Below are 16265 nucleotides of genomic sequence, written 5' to 3'. Positions count from 1 at the left end.
TTGTATCATTTGATATTCCGCTGTACAGGTGTGGATGTGCTAATTAGTTTTATGTAGTTGCAATTATAAATTGATTTTAATTTCTTGTAGATAATCCATTACTACTTCTTTTGTCTCCATGTATTTTTTTGACTTATTATTTGAGGGCTCCTTTAAATAAAGCTTCCTATTTACCTCCAGCATAATTGTCTGAACCCTTTTATCCTTCTGATAATACTCCATAGGTACAATGGAGCCTTTATAGGGCCAGTCAACTCCAAGCGAATAGCCTTTATTTTTAAAGAACTCTATTGAAAAGTCAATCAAAGATTGTGGGGTATGATAGGGGTCAGTGCCTATATTGAAGTCTGGCCTGCCAGTCTCCTGGTGTAAATCTCTCAACAGTGGTGTGTCAGGGTAGGAATGGCAATCTATGATTAAGGTTTGGCCATACTTTCCAAGTTGGCTCCTGACTGCCTCGTTCAACTGTTGGTGGTGTTTCCAATAATATTGGTTCAGTATCCTTTCTCTCAGTTCTGGAGTAACCCTTCTGATGATCTGACCAGCATCACTTCTTTCATACAATACGCCCATGCCCACCTTTGCCATTACTTCTTGCTCATCATCCGAGAACCTTTCTGGGTCGCAGAAGACTCTGGAGAAATTGGCAATGATGGAAATGTCCTCCTCAGATTGAAATAGGTCATCGGTGTGCCAATCAGTTAGTTTCAGCATCTCCGCTTCCAGGAACTCGTCATCGACAAGATATCCGTCCTTCAAAGGGATATTCGTAGACGAATGGGGGATATGTAGAATAAGCTGTTTCATGTATGCAGATTATATAGAGGTGAGTATGAGTATTTTGGAATCCTTCCGGCAAGCATTAGATACTTGCCGGAAGTTTGTTGTCTACCTTACACATGGGAGTAAGTACCTGGGCCGGCGGGGCAACACGGTTGTGATGCCGCTCCAGATGTAAGTAGAGGCTACTCCATCACTGTATCGGATTCTTCTTTCTGCCCCTTCCAACCGAACCAATCGGATAGCCTCCCGGGGAATGTCATCCAAGGCGAAGACAGAACTGTTTTGGGAGCCAGTACCTGGATCTTCGTACCATTTGGTATTGGCTATTCTGGTGTCTATTTCCCAGATGTCATACTCCCACAGTAACTGGTCTGGGTCTATGCCTGAGAACAGGTAGTCAAAGTAGTAGTCCACAATGGGCCACCAAATAAAGTATTCTTCCACTGAGGTGTTGTTTGCGAACACGGCAGGCGGGTAGCCAAATCGGGGGCCATGGCCAATATCATTGCGGGATAAAATCCCCAGCCGGTCTATGGCATCTCGGGTGTCAAAAGGAGTGACATGGTACAGATAGCGGTTGGTGCGGATGGTTGGCTTGTGGAGATAGTCTTCTCTGCTCATAAAATTTAGATAAGATTTAACATGCCACTCCCGTTTACTGGTCTCAGTATTGTTTTTATTTATCGGGCAATGGAATAGGTATAAATCTTAAAGCAGAGTAGGTTAGGTCATAGTTATTTTATTATAAGTGTAAAATGCTATAGGAAGAATATCACAAAAGATGCCGATAAATTGGAATTAATCGCTTGTGAGCAAAGGGAATTTATTTAACAAAAATAAAGAGCTGATTTACAATGTATAAACTTGATAACCTTTTAAGATATGCAGTTGGAATATAGATTGGCCCTTTGTAAAACACAGTCAATTATTGATAGACAAATTTAAAAACTGCCAGTTAGGAAGAGCGGTGCGTCAACTGGCAGTTTTCTAAAAGGAAGCATATGGAAATTATGGTTATCCCAATTTAGCTTCTTCTATTTTACGTTTACCCACTTTCACAAGTGGATTTTTGCTTTTAGAAGTATCTATCTTCATGGTTTTTATATGTTTAACCAAAGTATTATAGGAAATATCTAGTTCATCGGCGGTCCGAGACAGATTGTAGTCAAAAAAAGTTAAGGCTTTGGTTACATGTGTCTTTTTTATATCATCCATCTTCCAGGAGAACTCTTGGGGGTTGCGGGTAATTTCCTCTGGAATTTCCTGTAAAGCAGCTTCATCCTCGCAGAATATGTAGCACCTGTCTATCATGTGCTGCAGTTCCCGAATGTTGCCGGGGAAGGAGTATTTCATAAAAGCGGTCTTTACCTCCTTGGAAAGTTCTAAAGGTTTCTTCTCGAAAAAATCGGCACGGCTGCTGATCAGGTGGTTTAAAATTCCTTCACGGTCGTTCTTAGCATAGTGCCTAAGTGGAGGTAATTTTAATTCTACGGTGGTTAATCTATAGTAGAGATCCCATCTGAATTTGCTCTCCTCACAAAGGCTTTTTAAGTGTTTATGCGTAGCCGCAATGGTTTTCACATCTACCTTGATTGGTGTAGTGCTGCCAACCCTCGTAATTACCCCCTCTTGTAACACTCGTAGCAGACTTTGTTGGAATTGGGGACTGGTATCTCCAATCTCATCCAAAAAGAGGGTGCCACCGTCACAGTCTTCAAAGTAGCCCTTGCAGTCTTCCCGGGCATCTGTGAAGGCTCCTTTGACATACCCAAATAACCTGGATTCCAGTAAGTGGTCTCCCATGGAGGCGCAGTTGACCGCTATGAATTTTTTGTTTTTTCTGGCAGATGCCTGGTGCATGAACTGGGCCAGGTGTTCTTTCCCGGTGCCGCTTTCTCCTTGTATAAGAACAGAGATCTCCCGCTTAGGCACAGCGGCCGCCATGGCTGCTTTCTTGTAGATTGGTTTAAGGATCTCTGCTTCAAAAAAGCCTTCGTCAGACTCCGGGAAATGGATAGATTCTGTTGACTTTACAAATAGAGCCCGTACTCCCTGTGATTGGGTAAATTCCCTGAAATTAAATTCAGGGAATTTACTTTTTGTTTTAGAAGCTTCTACTCCTTGGATCAGTCTTAGGTGGGGTATTGCCTTCGCCATGTACAATGACACCCATGCCACCTGCATCATGGGCGTGCCCGTGGAGATGAAAGCATGCACTTCATGCGCTCTCTGTTCAAACAACAAGGGCTGTACTTTCGAGATGATCTCCTCAGGGTCAATCACGTTTTCAATGTCCAGGTATAGGAGTTCAACCTTATGCTTCTCATCTGCATACTGGTGGTTCAGGTACTTAGCTAATTTCTCACTTCTGCCACCATCTGCCTCTCTTGAAGCAGCTGAGGTAAGCAGGTAATGCTTCTGGTACTTTTGCTTCGGGTAGAAGTGCTGATGTATGGTATTGTTTGGCCCTTTGGGGTCTACATTGTTGGTTTTATATTCATAATCATTGTTCCAGGCAATCCAGGAGAATAGTATAGGTTGACTCATAAAAGAAGGAAAATGTATAAAAATTTGTGATTAAAATTATAAGGGTTGACGGGTTCTGAGAACCTATGCTTACAGTAGTAATGGGTAATGTAATTATATCAATTAATGATATGGGATGCAATATGATTGATAGATGAAGGGTCTCAAATTAGTGGTTTAAGCGCCTTTTCTCCACTGGCATGGCCTTTGCAAATCTCTTATCACATATACCTTATCTCAACATGGCTAAGATTAGAATCAAAATTAGAATCAATAGACCAAAGCGATAATGCTTTTGGAGTAGACAAGTACTTAAACTTATATGAATATGGAAAAGAGCATTACAACGCAAGTAGACGCAAACAAATTTTTAGAAATGTGGAAGAGCTTTAACGAACTAGCTCAAGAGAGTGGCATTGTTAAAACAGCGCTTCAGAAGTATGAGAAAGGGAATAGCAATTGGCTGAATTACCTCTTGTACGCCAATAACTACCAGGTGATAGGGCAGACGTTGTTGGTGCATTGCCTACGTGAAAAGTTGGACATTGCTGCCACTGATTATTTTTCAAACTTTGACTTAACCGGTTACGCGTTAGAGCCCGAGCAGGAATACCATGATGAAGAGGCTGGAGTTGTACGGCAGGCGCTTGATGATGTAGATGTATTGCAATTTGCCCGTGTGCATGACACAGCCGAATTGAAGCGGGTTTTGCCTAAGCTGATGAAGTCGGAAGGTGTCCTGAAAATTCTCATACTGCCTGTTTTGGAGGAAGCTGAACAGGAGCAGTACAAAGAAATACTTGGGCAAAAGCTTTCCAAGGTAGCAGTAAGTGCCCAAGAGGAGTACCTGGCTTTATTTCCAATGGTGAAGGACGAGCAGGTGAAATGGCATTACATAGTGTATGGTGGAGGACACTTTGCTATAGACACATGCTTGTGAAAAGTACTCCAGCGAGAGCAGGTCAATTAATTTGAAACAAAACAAAACTATAAAAATATGTGGATAGCATCAAAATACGGATTTTTCTCAATTGTGGTAAAGGAAGAGGGGTTTCATGTGAGGGCAAGGGTAAAACAAGATTTGGAGCAGCTCTTAACTGCGGCTGAACTGGTGGAGCCTATCCAGGTATGGCCATCTGCAGACTACCGGTACAGGGTAATTGTGGGTGCAAAGAGCATCCCCGCTATTTTCCAAAAGCTTGCAGAGTCCATCGACTATGACAACTTCAAAAACATGATTGCAGACACTCCCTTGCAACGTGATAAATATGGTGCTTATGGGCAAGTTTGGAATACGATGTACATGGTTCAGGTGGAAACCGATGAAGAGGAAGAAGCCTAGTTATACCTGTGTCCTCTTATTTTTTGTCATAAATGAACTTGGTATATACTAAAAAAGTAGTTTGTATTCTAGTCAAATCAGCCTAATCCCTTATAGCTATGAACGGTTACACCTTAGTTGAGAACAATCAGAAGTTTGGGTTGAAAAGAGGTTCAGAGGAAGTTCTGCCCTGCGTGTATGACGCGGTATGGGAGCATTCTGATTCCTTGTTTGGCTTCAGGGAAGATGAATATTATGGGTTCTTTTCAGCTACCCTTAATAAGGTTATTATTGAACCGGTTCTTTCGGCAAGCTTCCTGTTGTACAAACAACATGATGGGAGTAATGATAAGCCGCGGTACAGGTCTGAGTTTGGCATTCACTCAAAAGACTGGGTATACATAGAACTGGTTTATTCCCTGATCAAAGAAAAAGATGTTTTTCCAGCAATGGGTGATATGATGGAGGTAGTGCTTGTCCATGATAACGGGTATTTGGAAACGCTAACTACAGGGGACGGATACAACTTTTTGTTGAATAAGCTCCTAAACTTAAGTTTTGTTGAACTGTCCGAGGGGCAGATAGTAGCTTACTGGAATAATAATCTTCCTTTTTTTTCTACAGAGGATGAGCAATTGTATTTGGAAAATCAGCCTTTGGCACAAGCACTGGCCCATCAACAATTTATTGAGTATGTGGATCAGGTGATCAGTGAAAAGGGGATAGATAAGGAGGAAATCGAATTTAGAGAGTTTGTGTACGAAGCAATTCCAGACTCAATTATTGAGGCGTGTAAAAAACACCTGGACAAATATTACGTGGTGAGTGAATGTGCAGAAGATTACATTAAAAGCTTTATTTATTTAGCATGGCTTTATGCTAATGATTATGTCGTGGACTTTGGAGACGGTTTACATGTTCCGGACGACCGATACGAATTTGAAGATCCGGATGGGGAGCCTGGAATAAACTTGATCATTCTCCGGGATTTATTAGAGTTAGAGCAGATAATTCCTTTGCTGAAAGTATCTGGTATTACCCAGGATTATCTTCCTGTGTTAGCCTTTGTAAATTAAACCTTCCTGACTCCGGAAAAAGGATAGTTAGTGTTAAGCCCTGCTTAGCAAAAGCTGACTGGATTCAATCCAGTCAGCTTTGATTCCTTCTAGCAGCTCTCCCTCCGTCACATAATCATACAGCTTGCGGATGTTGGCCCGCTGCTCAGGGCGCATGCTCTGCCACGCCGACGCATCCTGCCCGCTCAGGCGCCTGCTCTCCTTGAACAGGTGCACCACGGACTGGTAGATCCCCTCCTGGTAGAACAGCCGCACGTTCACTTTCTGCGCGCCTTCCTCCTCGATCATCTCGTACCAGCGGATGTTCTCGTTCTCGAAGCCGCGGCTCAGCAGCTCGTTGCCCCGGGCCACGATGAACTTGCGGAACTGCCCGAAGAACTGCACGATGGCGTTGGTGTCCATCCGGCCGCGCTCGGCGTCGTTGAAGGCGCCGTACATCTTGCCCGCGATGGCGCTCAGCGAGCGCAGCATCACGTCATCGTACGGCAGGAACTCCGTGCCGCGCCTCTGGACCTTGGCAAGGATCGTCTGGCCGATCGCGCCGCGCTCGTCCCTGCTCCAGTCGTAGGACAGCTGGCCGTTCTCGTCGTAGCTGAACTTGTCGACCAGCCCGTCGTGGTAGAGCTGCGAGACCAGGAGCATGCCCCTGACCATCCGCTCGCCCATGTGCTGCTGGATCCGCGAGTAGCGCGACTTGGCCACGCCCTTGTAGCCCTCCTTGTACTTGTCGGAGAAGATCAGCGCGCTCTCGTCCATGTCCTGGAAAAGGAACAGGTCGATCAAATCGTTGAACTTCTTGTTGTCCGAGGCCATGAGCCCCAGCGCCTTGTTGAGGTCGCCGGCGCCGAAGAAGGCCTTCCCGTAGCGCTTGGCCAGCGCGTTCGAGTACATCGAGTACATATCCCCGAACGTGGCCAGGAACGCCGACTGGAGGTTGAAGGAAAGGGTCGCCCCCGTCGTCACGTTCCTGAGGGTGTCGGCCACCTTGGCCAGGTTGAGCCTGCCGGCCGCCTGGATCTCCTGCCGCTCGTTGTAGATGAGCAGGTCGAAGACCGCGTCCAGCGTCTTGAGCTCGTTCTCGCGGTCCTTGCCCGCCCGCACCTCCTGGGTCAGGAGGATCGTCTTGGCGGCCGCGTGCACCGTGGTGAACTCCGCCTCGTGCTCCATCTTCATGTTCATGTAGACGAAGTAGTCGAGCAGGGTCTGCACGTCCGTGGAGCCGCTCGCGTTGCGGCCCGGGTCGGCCACCACGACCTTCTCGCCCTCCATGGACAGGCCCAGGCGCCCGATGCGCTCGTAGGAACCGAAGCCCGTGCCGATGTTGGCCGTGGCCAGCCCGGCGGCGTTGCGGCGGTTCAGGTTCTTCTCCGTGCCCAGCGACAGGTTGTTGAAGTTCGTGTTCTGCTCCACGTAGGCGTTGATGCCGCCCTTCACGCTGCCCTTGGCCAGGCGCTCGCCCATGTTGGCGGTCACGATCGGCAGCAAACCCTCCTGCCCGCGGTAGTTGTCCTCGTACCAGGCGTCGGCCGACGCGTAGTTGGCGATCTCGCCGTCCTTGATCTTCTTGGCCACGATGGCCTTCACCGATTTCTCAACCTCGGCCTTGACGTTCTTGATGAACGCCCTCTCGTAGGCGCGCAGGCTCGGATCGGACTCATCCTTGAGCTCGTAGTTGTTGAAGGCCACCTCGTTGCCCTGCGGGTCCACGCCGGTGTAGGTCTTGAACAGGTTCTCGTAGTAGACCGTCGCGTCGTTGAGCGTGTAGCGCCCGGCGCCCGCGCCGTTCGCCGCGTCCGCCTCCCAGGCTTTGTGGTACTCGTCGAAGAACTTGTTCTTGCCCGGCATGTACTCGCGCATGTAGCGGTGCTTCACGCGCTCCATGTAGTCCTGGATCGTCTTGAACACCCAGTTCATCTGCGAGTTGAAGTACTCGCCCTGGCTTTTCACCCAGGCCTCCAGGTCGCCCAGCGTCATGTCCGTGTTCAGCGCGCGGTAGTCCATGTGCTCGTCGGAACGCTCCAGCTGCTCCTTGGCCTTGGCCAGCAGGCGGAACTCCTTCCCGATCTGCTCGTTTGCTGCGATACGAAGTAATAGCACATGAGGGCACCCACATTCAGCCTTGAATGCGCAGCTGTCATAATATTGGCTGTTGAACCACTGGTCCGGCTGAAAACACGACAAGGGTGCGTAGGGCTGGAATGCTGGGTGACAACCATGAAAGTAAAGGGACGATGATGCCCCCTTTACTTTCTTTTTGCCATTTCAAGCAAAAGCCTCGTGGAGGAGATTGCCATCTGCACATTCGTCTTGGCGTAGATCTGTGTTGTACGGATGTCGCTTTGGCCAAGCATTTCCTTCACGTGCTCAGTAGGGGCACCCTTGGCCAACAGCATGCGGGCATAGGTATGGCGCGAGGTATGAAAGTTCAGCGCCTCATAGCGTGGCATTCGCTTGACCTCGCGGATGTTGCCTTTCTGGTCAATCACCTCGACCACTTCAGCCAGGGAAGGCATCCGGGATACCATTCGTCTCCATAGCTTAGGCAGGTTGGCGCTCGTACGATTGTTCTTGAGCGGAGGGAGCAGCGTTACGTACCTGTCCCGGTATTTGGAAATAATCTCAAGTGCCGGGCCCACGAGCGGTACTGAGTTGGGTTTCATGGTCTTGCCCATGTACCATCGCAACTCAAACTGGTCCGGTCCGGTAGGTGTTATATTCGTTCTGTTAAGTGAAACAGCATCACCATGTCTCAGGCCGGTGAAACAGCAGAAAATGTAGAGATCGCGTACCCGTTCCAGGTGCGGGGCATCGGAGAGATCCTCGGCCCAGAGCTGATTCACCTCCTCCTCCTTCAGCGCCTGCCGCTGCTTCAGCACGCTCTTGAAAGGTTTGAAGCGCATGAAGTCCAAGTTGATCTGTGATCGGATCTCAGGGGTGCCGTTGTCGTAATAGTAGCGGATCATTGCTTTTAGATTTGCCAGACGTGTGTTGACGGAGGCATTGGTCATGGCGCGTTTCTTGATTCCCCGATAATCACTCACCAGGAAATTTCGGAGAGCGGTGTACGTATCGAAGTCGAACTTACGTAATTCCGATGAGTAGCGGCCTGCGTGCTTGTGGTGGGAAAGGAAAGACTCCAGTATGGTCACGGTAGTTCGCATCTGGTCCAAGGTGCCAGGCCTCAATTCAGCATGCCGTTCCTGTACATATTGACCTATAAGTTGAATAAGGTCGATATTGCTTGTCTTGGGTTTGCGGCTCACGCCTGCTTCCTCTTCAAGCCGGACACGGAAGTCGGGGAGGCGGACGGGGAATCCACCATTGGCTTGCACCATGTCATGCCAGGTATTCTCAATCCGGGCTTTGAGGCGTGCAATATGCGCATTATCCTCATTGGCCTGATAAGATTTGCCTTTGATGCGGCCATTGTCGAACTTCGCCTCTTCGCTTATGCGGCCCGTATTGACGGTGAACTCCTCGCTGCGCCCCAGGCGCACGCGCAGGATGATGGGGTACTCAGGGCCTTTCCGTCGTTTTTTGTCTAGGGTGACGGTGACCCGCAGGGTAAGGTTAATCATATCATTCCTAGTCCTTGTTATTGTCGGAGTGAAATTAGTTAAAATAACTTGCGGGTGAAAGGGAGGGTGAAGTAATTTCAGACTCTTTAGAAAACATCGTTTTCTGTCAAATTTGGGTATATAATGAAGAAGGAAGATAGTATGGCAGATATCATCCGTTTATTACCTGAGTACCTGGCCAACCAGATCGCCGCCGGCGAGGTGGTGCAGCGCCCGGCCTCTGTGGTAAAGGAGTTGTTGGAGAATAGCGTAGACGCACGCAGTAGCAGCGTAACCTTGATCATTAAAGACGCGGGCAAGCAGCTCATTCAGGTAGTGGACGACGGGGTAGGCATGACCGAAACTGACGCCCGCATGTGCTTTGAGCGCCACGCCACCTCTAAAATAAAATCCACTGAAGACCTTTTCCGCATTAAAACCATGGGATTCCGGGGCGAGGCGATGGCGTCCATTGCGGCCGTGGCCCAGGTGGAGATGAAAACTCGTGCCCGCGGCTCTGAGCTGGGTACCTGCCTCACCATTGAAGGAAACGAGGTGATCAAGCAGGAGCCGGTGGCCATGGCTGAAGGAACAGTGGTCAGCGTGAAGAACCTTTTCTTCAACGTACCCGCCCGCCGAAATTTCCTGAAAAGCAACCCCGTGGAGATGCGTCACATCCTGGATGAATTCCAGCGGGTGGCTTTGGCGAACCCCGAGATTGCGTTTGCCTTGTACCAGAACGAAGTGGAAGTGATGAACCTGCCCGCCGGTAAACTGAGCCAGCGTATAGTGAGCATTTTCGGGAAAGAGTACAAAGAACAGATGGCGGCATGTGAGGAAACCACCCCGTTTCTGACGGTACGCGGCTACATTGGAAAGCCGGAGTTTGCTAAAAAAAGCCGCGGCGAGCAGTTCTTCTTCGTGAACAACCGCTACATCAAAAGCCAGTACCTGAACCACGCGGTGCTCACTGCTTTTGAGGGCTTGCTGCCTAAAGACAGCTTTCCGTTTTACGTCTTGTTTCTGGAAATTGCTCCGGAAACGATTGACATCAATGTGCATCCCACCAAAACGGAGATTAAGTTTGAAGACGAGAAAACCGTCTATGCCATTGTGCGCGCGGCCGTGAAACAGAGCCTAGGGCTGCACAACATCGCCCCGTCCCTGGACTTCGGGGCCGATGTGAACTATATGCCGTTACAGCCCATGAAGTTTCCGGCTTCCATGGATTTTGAAACCGCACCGGCGTTAGCACCAAGAGCCTCTTCTAAGATGAATGAATCAAACACGTTTCCTTCCCGCGCCTCAAGCGGCGGGAGAGGAGGGAGTTACCCAGAGGTAGCGCCAACCCGAGAGGTATCTCGGGCCAACACTGAGGACCACAGCAACCTGTTCCCCGAGGAGGAAGATACGTTTGCTCCTGCTAAAACCAGCATGACCAGCGGTTCCAAGACCTTGCAGGTGCACCAGAAGTATTTGATGGTACAGGTGAAATCTGGTTTGATGGTGGTGGACCAACAAGCCGCCCAAGAGCGTATTCTGTACGAGAAATACAGTCAGGCTTTGGGCAAACGCACCGGCGCCTCACAACAACTGCTCTTTCCTCAGACCTTGCAACTTTCGCCCGCCGACTTTTCTTTGGTGATGGAGTTGTCTGAAGAATTTACGGCTCTAGGGTTCGTGTTCAATGACTTCGGGAACAATACCCTTGTGGTGAACGGCATTCCGGCCGAGATTCCGTTGCGCGATGAAAAGGAATTGATAGAAGGCTTGCTGGAGCAGTACAAGAATAACCTCTCGACTATGAAAGTAGACCGCCAGGAGAACCTGGCCCGTTCTATGGCCAAGCGGGTTGCGTCACGTTTAACTGGCAGGTTGAGTGATCAGGAAATGAATGCGTTGGTAGACCGGTTGTTTGGGTGCCAGGTACCTAACTACACGCCAAGTGGCCAGAAAACGTTGGTCATTCTGCAGACCGAGCAGTTGCAGGACCTGTTTCTGAGAAGTTAGTTTTTGACTGTTTTTGGTTTTCTGGGCGTAATACAGGAGTTGGGTAGATATTTTAGGAGAGGTTGGGTACCAATAGCGAGGATTCCTCCGTACTGTTTGAAACAGAACCATTACTTTCGTAACCTGTTATGCTAGGAGGAGAGGAAGGGGCTTATCCTAATGCCCCTTTTTTTCGTTCCTTTACACCATATATCTACTTAACGCGACGCTATGCCACCCATCACGCCCATGGTGCGTAACCTGCTTATCTTGAATGTACTCATGTACTTTTTTACAGATAGGCTATTCCCCCAAGAGTTGTTTGCCTTGCACGATATTCGCTCAGACCTCTTCCGGCCGCATCAGTTTGTCACCCACATGTTCATGCACGGCAACATCATGCACTTGTTCGGGAACATGTTCAGTTTGTTTATCTTCGGCCCCTTGTTGGAGCGGTATTGGGGAGAAATGCGTTTCCTTACCTTTTACCTGATTACCGGCCTAGGTGCCAGTTTGCTTTACTCTGCAGTACGGTTTTATGAGATCTCCCAGGTGATTGATGGGGTAGCCCTTTTCATGCAGAACCCAGACCCTATTGACTTCAAGAACCTGTTAGAGACGGCAGGAGTAAACCTGCGAGGGATGGAGTCCTTTTTAGTGGAGTTCAACCGGAACCCTACTGATCCGCAACTCGTCACTCAGGCCAAAGCCTTCTCGGAACGTTTGTCTGATGTGATGGTGAACAGCCCTATGTTGGGAGCATCAGGAGCGGTGTTCGGGATTTTGATGGCCTTTGGCATGTTGTTCCCTAACACAGAGCTCATGCTGTTGTTTTTTCCAATTCCCATCAAGGCCAAATATTTTGTGCTGATGTATGGGGCGTTTGAAGTGTATTCTGGATTAAACCGCATGCCCGGAGACAATGTGGCGCATTTTGCCCACTTAGGTGGGATGCTTTTTGCGTATATCCTACTGAAGCTCTGGGAACGGAAACGCGATAATTTTTACTAAACTATGACCAGTATTTTTGACGATATCAAATCGGCGTTCAGCAAGGGGAACAATGCCCTGCATCAGCTCATTTTCATAAATGTGGTGGTGTTTGCGACATTGATCATCCTGCGCACCGTGTTAACCCTGAGTGGTTCAGGTGGATTCTTTTCCTACCTGATGACTTTCCTGAGCGTGCCTTCCAACCTGCAGCTCTTCCCGTACCGTTTCTGGACCCTGCTGACGTATTTTTTCACGCACCTGGAGTTCTTCCATATTTTGTTCAACATGCTCAACCTGTACTGGTTTGGGATGCTGATCAGGGAGTATCTGGGAGACAAGCGCCTGGTAAACCTTTACATTCTGGGTGGCCTGGCTGGTGGGCTTATCTACCTTCTGAGCTACAACACCATTCCGTACCTGCAAATCCGCTCTGAAGGTTCTTACATGATGGGAGCCTCGGGTAGTGTCATCGCGATCATGGTGGCTGCCGCTACGCTATTGCCCAACTATACCTTCAACCTGATTTTGATTGGGCCTGTCCGGATAAAGTACATTGCCTTGGTGATGGTGCTGTTGTCTATCTCTGGCGCCACGGGCGGGAATGCCGGTGGGAATATTGCTCACTTAGGAGGAGCACTTCTGGGGTTCTTTTATGTGCGGCAGTTGCAAAGCGGCTCTGATTTAGGAAGGCCGGTGCAAGCAGTACTGGGCTTTTTTAGAGGATTGTTCAAGTCCCGTTCCCCGTTGAAAGTGGCATATAAGAACCCTAACCGACCGTACACCGCGTCGACAGCCTCATCGGTTTCGTCTAACGTGGGTACTCCCGGCAATCCTTCACAGTTAGAAATAGACCAAATTCTGGATAAGATTTCAGTATCCGGCTATGAAAGCTTGACCAAAGAAGAAAAGCAGAAGCTGTTTAAAGCCAGCCAGAAGTAATCTCCTTTATATCTAAAAAGAGAACGCCTCGCAGACATACTCTGCGAGGCGTTCTCTTTTTAGGCTACTCTATCTTACGCTACTTTGTCTCCGTTTTGGGCAGGTTTTCTGGAAAGAAGCCCAGAATCACCTTTATCCCTGTTGCTCTTCAGCATGTCGCTAATGGCACCTATGTTGCCCAAGGTTTCAACGGCTGCAGTAGGTAAGAACACCTTGTTAGCTGGGCCCATAGCGATTTTTTCAAGGGCCTCAAAGGATTTATAGGTGAGTACCCGGTCATCCAGGCCAGCTTCCAATAACAGTTTAATTCTGGTTTTCTCGGCTTCAGCCACATCTGCAATGGCGCGGGCCTGGCCTAATGCCTGCAGTTCTGCGGACGCGCGTTCCCCTTCGGCCCTTAGGATTTTACTTGTTTTGTCACCCTCGGCGCGCAAGATCATGTCTTGTTTGGCAGCTTCAGCCTCCAGAATGGTGGCCCGGCGGTTCCGTTCGGCTTTCATCTGCTTGTCCATCGCCTCCTGAATATCCAACGGAGGTTTGATGTCAATGACTTCCACGCGCTCTATACGCACGCCCCACTTCTCCGTAGCCTCGTCCAGGGCGGTTCTAATCTCAGCGGAGATCCGCTCACGACCTGATAGTGTTTCGTCTAATTCCAAATTACCGATGATCTGGCGCATGGTGGCCGTGGTGATGTTTCGTACGCCCAGCACGTAGTCAAAGATGCCGTAAGTAGCTTGCTCAGGACCTACCACCTGATAGAACACAATGGTATCAATGAGTACCTGCACGTTGTCACGGGTAATCACCGACTGGGGCGGTACGTTGGTCTGCTGGATGCGCAGGTCATGGTACACGCGCACGCGGTCCACAATGGGGATAAACAGGTTAAGGCCTGGGTGCATGATCCGCTGGAATTTACCCAGTCGCTCTACCACGGCAACGCGTTGCTGCTGTATAATTCTAACGGAAAGCGCCAACAGTACAATGACTGAGGCAAGAATAATGAGGGAGGTTGTCATAGGGTTGATTAAGTAGTTTAAAGTATTTAGTTGATGCGGGTAGCACGAGGTTTATCTATTTAATAGGTACTACCTTTAACACGGTGCTACTTTGGCTTATCACAATGATGCGCTGTCCCGGTGAAAGCTCTTCGGGTGAACTGGCCGACCAGATTTCTGTACCCACCCGCACTGTACCCAAGCGGGTAGGGGAGATAGGTTCCAGTACCTCGCCGTGCTTGTTGGTGAGTTGGTGCGAAGGGTCATGGTATCCTTTGGCTTGGCGCAGGCGGACGGTGAGCGGCTTGGTGAAGAGGATCAACAGCAGGGCAGAAGCACTTGCGGCGGCAGGTGGAAGCCAATAGGTCTCGGGGAACAGGTATGCCAGGACTGCCGCCACAAACACCGCAATGCCCAGCCACAACAGGTAAAAGGTACCCGTAATCATCTCTGCTACCAGTAGCAGGATGCCCGCAATCAGCCACAACCACCATAATTCAAAGTCCATAGGTTCACAGAGTTATTTATTCAAGGTAACAAAATTCACGGGATATGCAAGTGTATTTGCATTGAACGGGTTCAAGGGTTGTTTTCAGGAAATCGACCTTAAAAGGAGCGGTGTTCAAGCACCGGGCAAATACGGGTGCATATCAAGTTTTTTATTACATTAGTCTGTTAAACCACCTGTGAATTACTTTTTATGAAGAAATATTTTTACTCAATTGCTACCCTGGCGCTAATGGCCTTTTCTGGGGTGGAAACGATGGCGCAAAGAACTTACCTGCACTGCGGGCAACTGATTGACGGTATTAAAGACAAGCCTCAATCTGAGATGACCGTCATCATTGAAGGGAACCAAATTGTAGGCGTAGAGAAAGGCTACACTTCTCCGGCTGCCGGGGCCAAAATCATTGACCTGAAAAATAGAACCGTGATGCCCGGCTTTATGGACATGCACGTGCACTTTGAAAGCGAGACCAGCCCTACTGCGTATGCCGAGGCCCTCTCTTTAAACCAAGCCACCATTGCCTTCCGGTCTATTAGTTATGCTGAGAAGACCCTGATGGCAGGTTTCACCACCGTCCGAGATCTGGGTGGAAGCGGGGTGAATGTGCAACTCAGGAATGCCATTAACCAAGGAATGGTGAAAGGGCCCCGCATGTTTGTGGTGGGCAAAGCTATTTCGGCCACTGGCGGACACATGGACCCCACCAACGGCTACCGGGCCGATTTACAGGGAGACCCGGGTCCTGCGCAGGGGGTAGCCAACGGACCTGATGAATGCCGGAAAGCAGTGCGGTACCAATACAAGAACGGAGCCGATCTGATCAAAATTGCCTCTACGGGGGGCGTGCTGAGCGTAGCCAAAGACGGTTCTGCCCCGCAGTTCTCTGAAGAAGAAATCAGGGCCATTGTAGAGACTGCCCGTGATCTGGGTTTGAAAGTAGCCGTGCACGCCCATGGCGCTGAGGGCATGAAACGCGCCGTAAGAGCGGGGGTTACCTCAGTGGAGCACGGAACTCTGATGGATGAGGAAACCATGAACCTGATGAAGAAAAACGGCACCTGGTTTGTGCCTACCATTACTGCCGGAAAATCAGTAGCTGATTCTGCTAAGATCAAAGGGTACTACCCTCCATTGGTTACGCCAAAAGCTTTAGCAATTGGGCCGCAGTTACAGGGCACTTTTGGGAAAGCGTACAAAAAAGGCGTTAAGATTGCCTTCGGTACCGATGCCGGCGTATTCATGCACGGCAAGAACGCCAAGGAGTTTGAGTACATGGTGGAGGCCGGCATGCCTGCCATGGAAGCCATCAAAGCCGCTACCGTGAGCGCAGCTGAGCTATTGGGAATGTCTGATAAGCTAGGAACCGTGGAGAAAGGCAAGTTCGCTGATTTTGTGGCCGTAAGCGGTAACCCGTTGCAGGATATCAAAGTGCTGCAGCAAGTGAACTTCGTAATGAAAGATGGAGTGGTGTATAAGCAGTAACTCCTTCTTCCTTGTCATTTTGAAAAGACCTTGTGGGTGGACTGTAATAGCGATAGTTGCAACGCGTATTAGGGTCGTCCACAAGATCTT

At 49.1% G+C, this 16265-nt stretch carries 14 protein-coding genes; 7 read left to right on the top strand and 7 right to left on the bottom strand.

What is annotated here, in order from left to right; translation table 11 throughout:
• Positions 1-63: 63 nt before the first annotated feature.
• From DC20_RS02690 to DC20_RS02680, 3 genes are all read right to left on the bottom strand, one after another.
• Positions 64-807, bottom strand: coding sequence for an N-formylglutamate amidohydrolase (locus tag DC20_RS02690; RefSeq protein WP_062542415.1), 744 nt, complete (start codon positions 805-807; stop codon positions 64-66).
• 81 nt (positions 808-888) lie between these two features.
• Positions 889-1404 carry a hypothetical protein gene (locus DC20_RS02685; RefSeq protein WP_062542414.1) on the bottom strand — a complete coding sequence of 172 codons (516 nt, stop codon included), beginning with the start codon at positions 1402-1404 and terminating at the stop codon, positions 889-891.
• A 393-nt stretch (positions 1405-1797) separates the two neighbouring features.
• On the bottom strand, positions 1798-3330 hold the full coding sequence (locus tag DC20_RS02680; RefSeq protein ID WP_062542413.1) for a sigma 54-interacting transcriptional regulator: 1533 nt from the start codon (positions 3328-3330) through the stop codon (positions 1798-1800).
• Between the two features lie 307 nt (positions 3331-3637).
• Between DC20_RS02680 and DC20_RS02675 the strand changes: the two genes are divergently transcribed.
• The 3 genes from DC20_RS02675 (at position 3638) to DC20_RS02665 (ending at position 5706) form a co-directional block, all read left to right on the top strand.
• Positions 3638-4249: a hypothetical protein gene (locus tag DC20_RS02675; RefSeq protein WP_062542412.1), complete on the top strand. Its 612-nt coding sequence runs from the start codon at positions 3638-3640 to the stop codon at positions 4247-4249.
• Positions 4250-4306: 57 nt separating this feature from the next.
• On the top strand, positions 4307-4651 hold the full coding sequence (locus tag DC20_RS02670) for a hypothetical protein (protein WP_062542411.1): 345 nt from the start codon (positions 4307-4309) through the stop codon (positions 4649-4651).
• 98 nt (positions 4652-4749) lie between these two features.
• Positions 4750-5706 carry a hypothetical protein gene (locus DC20_RS02665; protein WP_062542410.1) on the top strand — a complete coding sequence of 319 codons (957 nt, stop codon included), beginning with the start codon at positions 4750-4752 and terminating at the stop codon, positions 5704-5706.
• Positions 5707-5739: 33 nt separating this feature from the next.
• On the opposite strand, the gene DC20_RS02660 is transcribed toward DC20_RS02665, so the two are convergent.
• Both DC20_RS02660 and DC20_RS02655 read right to left on the bottom strand, forming a co-directional pair.
• Entirely contained in the window at positions 5740-7887 is a 2148-nt protein-coding gene (locus DC20_RS02660) for a hypothetical protein (protein ID WP_157593022.1), read from the bottom strand.
• 62 nt (positions 7888-7949) lie between these two features.
• Complete coding sequence (locus DC20_RS02655) at positions 7950-9284, bottom strand: tyrosine-type recombinase/integrase (protein ID WP_062542408.1); 1335 nt, start codon at positions 9282-9284, stop codon at positions 7950-7952.
• Between the two features lie 141 nt (positions 9285-9425).
• Between DC20_RS02655 and mutL the strand changes: the two genes are divergently transcribed.
• The 3 genes from mutL to DC20_RS02640 all read left to right on the top strand — a co-directional run bounded on the left by mutL (position 9426) and on the right by DC20_RS02640 (position 13184).
• Positions 9426-11273: a DNA mismatch repair endonuclease MutL gene (mutL, locus tag DC20_RS02650; protein WP_062545761.1), complete on the top strand. Its 1848-nt coding sequence runs from the start codon at positions 9426-9428 to the stop codon at positions 11271-11273.
• Between the two features lie 210 nt (positions 11274-11483).
• Positions 11484-12263 (top strand): rhomboid family intramembrane serine protease, encoded by a 780-nt coding sequence (locus DC20_RS02645; RefSeq protein ID WP_062542407.1) that lies wholly within the window; start codon positions 11484-11486, stop codon positions 12261-12263.
• 3 nt (positions 12264-12266) lie between these two features.
• On the top strand, positions 12267-13184 hold the full coding sequence (locus DC20_RS02640) for a rhomboid family intramembrane serine protease (protein ID WP_062542406.1): 918 nt from the start codon (positions 12267-12269) through the stop codon (positions 13182-13184).
• 74 nt (positions 13185-13258) lie between these two features.
• Here the strand turns inward: DC20_RS02640 and DC20_RS02635 are convergent, their stop codons facing one another.
• Both DC20_RS02635 and DC20_RS02630 read right to left on the bottom strand, forming a co-directional pair.
• The gene (locus DC20_RS02635) at positions 13259-14206 is read right to left on the bottom strand and encodes an SPFH domain-containing protein (RefSeq protein WP_062542405.1); all 948 of its coding nucleotides are present in this window, start codon (positions 14204-14206) and stop codon (positions 13259-13261) included.
• Positions 14207-14261: 55 nt separating this feature from the next.
• The gene (locus DC20_RS02630) at positions 14262-14693 is read right to left on the bottom strand and encodes an NfeD family protein (RefSeq protein ID WP_062542404.1); all 432 of its coding nucleotides are present in this window, start codon (positions 14691-14693) and stop codon (positions 14262-14264) included.
• A 192-nt stretch (positions 14694-14885) separates the two neighbouring features.
• On the opposite strand from DC20_RS02630, the gene DC20_RS02625 reads away from it, so the two are divergent.
• A complete protein-coding gene (locus DC20_RS02625; protein WP_062542403.1) occupies positions 14886-16175 on the top strand; it encodes a metal-dependent hydrolase family protein in 1290 nt (429 codons plus the stop codon).
• The last annotated feature ends 90 nt before the right edge of the window (positions 16176-16265 follow it).

It is taken from the genome of Rufibacter tibetensis (genome assembly GCF_001310085.1).
In the GTDB taxonomy this organism is placed as follows: Bacteria; Bacteroidota; Bacteroidia; order Cytophagales; family Hymenobacteraceae; genus Nibribacter; species Nibribacter tibetensis.
The sequence above is the reverse complement of the archived record's forward strand: the minus strand, read 5'-3'. Positions and strand labels throughout refer to the sequence as shown.